Origin of the sequence: Flavobacterium sp. LM5 (assembly GCF_002017945.1) — a bacterium.
Classification (GTDB): domain Bacteria; phylum Bacteroidota; class Bacteroidia; order Flavobacteriales; family Flavobacteriaceae; genus Flavobacterium; species Flavobacterium succinicans.
Genome location: NZ_MUFX01000030.1, coordinates 1 through 3,511, shown reverse-complemented (window position 1 = coordinate 3,511; position 3,511 = coordinate 1). Strand labels below are relative to the sequence as shown.

4 pseudogenes are annotated in these 3,511 nt (G+C 39.4%); 2 read left to right on the top strand and 2 right to left on the bottom strand.

Features of this window, described 5'->3' with window-relative positions:
• Together BXU11_RS16890 and BXU11_RS16885 are read left to right on the top strand one after the other, a co-directional pair.
• A pseudogene (locus BXU11_RS16890) lies at nucleotides 1–606 on the top strand (PIG-L family deacetylase); the annotation flags it as partial.
• Nucleotides 607–901: 295 nt separating this feature from the next.
• Nucleotides 902–1,625, top strand: a pseudogene (locus tag BXU11_RS16885) (metallophosphoesterase family protein).
• Nucleotides 1,626–1,897: 272 nt separating this feature from the next.
• On the opposite strand, the pseudogene BXU11_RS16880 reads toward BXU11_RS16885, so the two are convergent.
• Together BXU11_RS16880 and BXU11_RS16875 are read right to left on the bottom strand one after the other, a co-directional pair.
• Nucleotides 1,898–2,620: pseudogene (locus BXU11_RS16880) on the bottom strand (metallophosphoesterase family protein).
• A gap of 291 nt (nucleotides 2,621–2,911) precedes the next feature.
• Nucleotides 2,912–3,511, bottom strand: a pseudogene (locus BXU11_RS16875) (PIG-L family deacetylase); the annotation flags it as partial.

Here is a 3,511-nt window from a genome sequence, read left to right as displayed (position 1 = left end):
AAACCAAAAAAACAGGGCAAAAAGACAGCCATGAAGTTCGAAAATTAAAAGGATTAATAAGAAGAAGAGAGTCGTATGCCGCTACCAGATATCTAGGATTGAAAGATGAAAACGTTCACTTTCTAGATTTGCCCTTCTACGAAACGGGAATGATTCAAAAAAAACCGTTAGGCGCAGAAGATATTGATATTGTCAAAAAAATTATACAGCAAATTCAACCAAATCAAATTTTTGCAGCTGGTGATCTAGCCGACCCTCACGGCACCCATGAAGTCTGTTTGAATGCCATTTTTGCGGCTCTAAAAGACTTAAAATCATTGCCTTTTATGAACGACTGTTGGCTGTGGTTGTACCGAGGCGCTTGGCATGAATGGGATCTTCACGACATAGATATGGCAGTCCCTTTGAGTCCCGATGAAGTAATGCTAAAACGACAAGCCATACTTTTTCACCAATCCCAAAAAGACAGAGTAATGTTCCAAGCAATGACTCCAGAGAATTTTGGGTAAGAGCCGAAGACAGAAATAAAAATACGGCGAAACAATATGACCAATTAGGACTGGCCGAGTACGAGGCGATCGAGGCTTTAAACGATTTGATTATTAAAATCTCATCCTAAGATATTGTTTTTTTAGCAAACACAACCTGTATCCATCCATAAAGCACTAACCTTTTTGGGATGGAATACAGGTTTTTGATTCTTAGCATTCTCGCTTTTTCTTCAAAATACCAGATTGTCTATTGCAAATTCAAACACAACAATACCAATTGCAGCCTGCTTTTCTTGGATTCAATTGTTAAAAAACGTCCTATAATTTACACCGATACGATTCATTTGTTACAGCAAAAAAAGGTTTTCTACTAATTTCTACTATTTTTGTAGGTATCGAAATTGGAGCACATGAGAACATTGGTTATTGGAGACATTCACGGCGGCTTGCGCGCCTTACATCAAGTACTAGAGCGAGCAAAAGTAACCCACAAGATCAACTGATTTTTTTGGGCGATTATGTCGATGGTTGGAGCCAGTCCCCACAAGTGATTGATTTACTTATCGAAATGCAACAAACACACAATGTAATTTGCATCCGTGGCAATCATGACGAACTGTTCATGGACTATCTCGACAGCGGCAAAGACAATCCTTGTGGTACAAACATGGCGGCGAAGCGACCGTACTCGCCTACGAAAAAGTAACACCCGAAACCATTGCCAAACACCTAGTTTTTCTAAAAAAATTAAAAAATTATCATCTTGACGAACACAATCGTTTGTTCATTCATGCTGGGTTTACCAACCTAAACGGAATAAATTATGAATACTTTCCGCGATTGTTTTATTGGGATCGTACCCTTTGGGAAACCGCCGTTGCCCTAGACAAAACACTTCCAAAAAACCATTTGTCGTACCCAAAACGCTTAACACTTTATCACGAAATCTACATCGGACACACACCTGTTACGCGTTTAGAGCTAACCACACCCGTACAAATGGCCAATGTTTGGAACATCGACACAGGAGCCGCTTTCAAAGGACCACTCACAATTATGGACATCGATACCAAAGAATACTGGCAAAGCGAACCCTTGCATCAATTGTATTTCGACGAAAAAGGCAGAAATTAACACTATCTAATTATCAATTTATCTATAAAAAAATGAAAAATTAGCCCTTATCACCGCTCTATTGACCTTCAGTTGTATCCATGCGCAGCAAGCGTTTACCGAAATCGAGGCAACAATTGTATGCATTGCGCATCTTGAATGTTGCGCAATGCATACAATTTGTGCCTCATTCGGTAAACGCTTGCTGCGCATGGATACAACTGAAGGTCAATAGAGCGGTGATAAGGGCTAATTTTTTCATTTTTTTATAGATAATTGATAATTAGATAGTGTTAATTTCTGCCTTTTTCGTCGAAATACAATTGATGCAAGGGTTCGCTTTGCCAGTATTCTTTGGTATCGATGTCCATAATTGTGAGTGGTCCTTTGAAAGCGCTCCTGTGTCGATGTTCCAAACATTGGCCATTTGTACGGTGTGGTTAGCTCTAAACGCGTAACAGGTGTGTGTCCGATGTAGATTTCGTGATAAAGTGTTAAGCGTTTTGGGTACGACAAATGGTTTTTTGGAAGTGTTTTGTCTAGGGCAACGGCGGTTTCCCAAAGGGTACGATCCCAATAAAACAATCGCGGAAAGTATTCATAATTTATTCCGTTTAGGTTGGTAAACCCAGCATGAATGAACAAACGATTGTGTTCGTCAAGATGATAATTTTTTAATTTTTTTAGAAAAACTAGGTGTTTGGCAATGGTTTCGGGTGTTACTTTTTCGTAGGCGAGTACGGTCGCTTCGCCGCCATGTTTGTACCACAAGGGATTGTCTTTGCCGCTGTCGAGATAGTCCATGAACAGTTCGTCATGATTGCCACGGATGCAAATTACATTGTGTGTTTGTTGCATTTCGATAAGTAAATCAATCACTTGTGGGGACTGGCTCCAACCATCGACATAATCGCCCAAAAAAATCAGTTGATCTTGTGGGTTACTTTTGCTCGCTCTAGTACTTGATGTAAGGCGCGCAAGCCGCCGTGAATGTCTCCAATAACCAATGTTCTCATGTGCTCCAATTTCGATACCTACAAAAATAGTAGAAATTAGTAGAAAACCTTTTTTTGCTGTAACAAATGAATCGTATCGGTGTAAATTATAGACGTTTTTAACAATTGAATCCAAGAAAAGCAGGCTGCAATTGTATTGTTGTGTTTGAATTTGCAATAGACAATCTGGTATTTTGAAGAAAAGCGAGAATGCTAAGAATCAAAAACCTGTATTCCATCCCAAAAAGGTTAGTGCTTTATGGATGGATACAGGTTGTGTTTGCTAAAAAAACAATATCTTAGGATGAGATTTTAATAATCAAATCGTTTAAAGGCCTCGATCGCCTCGTACTCGGCCAGTCCTAATTGGTCATATTGTTTCGCCGTATTTTTATTTCTGTCTTCGGCTCTTACCCAAAATTCTCTGGAGTCATTGCCTTGGAACATTACTCTGTCTTTTTGGGATTGGTGAAAAAGTATGGCTTGTCGTTTTAGCATTACTTCATCGGGACTCAAAGGACTGCCATATCTATGTCGTGAAGATCCCATTCATGCCAAGCGCCTCGGTACAACCACAGCCAACAGTCGTTCATAAAAGGCAATGATTTTAAGTCTTTTAGAGCCGCAAAAATGGCATTCAAACAGACTTCATGGTGCCGTGAGGGTCGGCTAGATCACCAGCTGCAAAAATTTGATTTGGTTGAATTTGCTGTATAATTTTTTTGACAATATCAATATCTTCTGCGCCTAACGGTTTTTTTTGAATCATTCCCGTTTCGTAGAAGGGCAAATCTAGAAAGTGAACGTTTTCATCTTTCAATCCTAGATATCTGGTAGCGGCATACGACTCTCTTCTTCTTATTAATCCTTTTAATTTTCGAACTTCATGGCTGTCTTTTTGCCCTGTTTTTT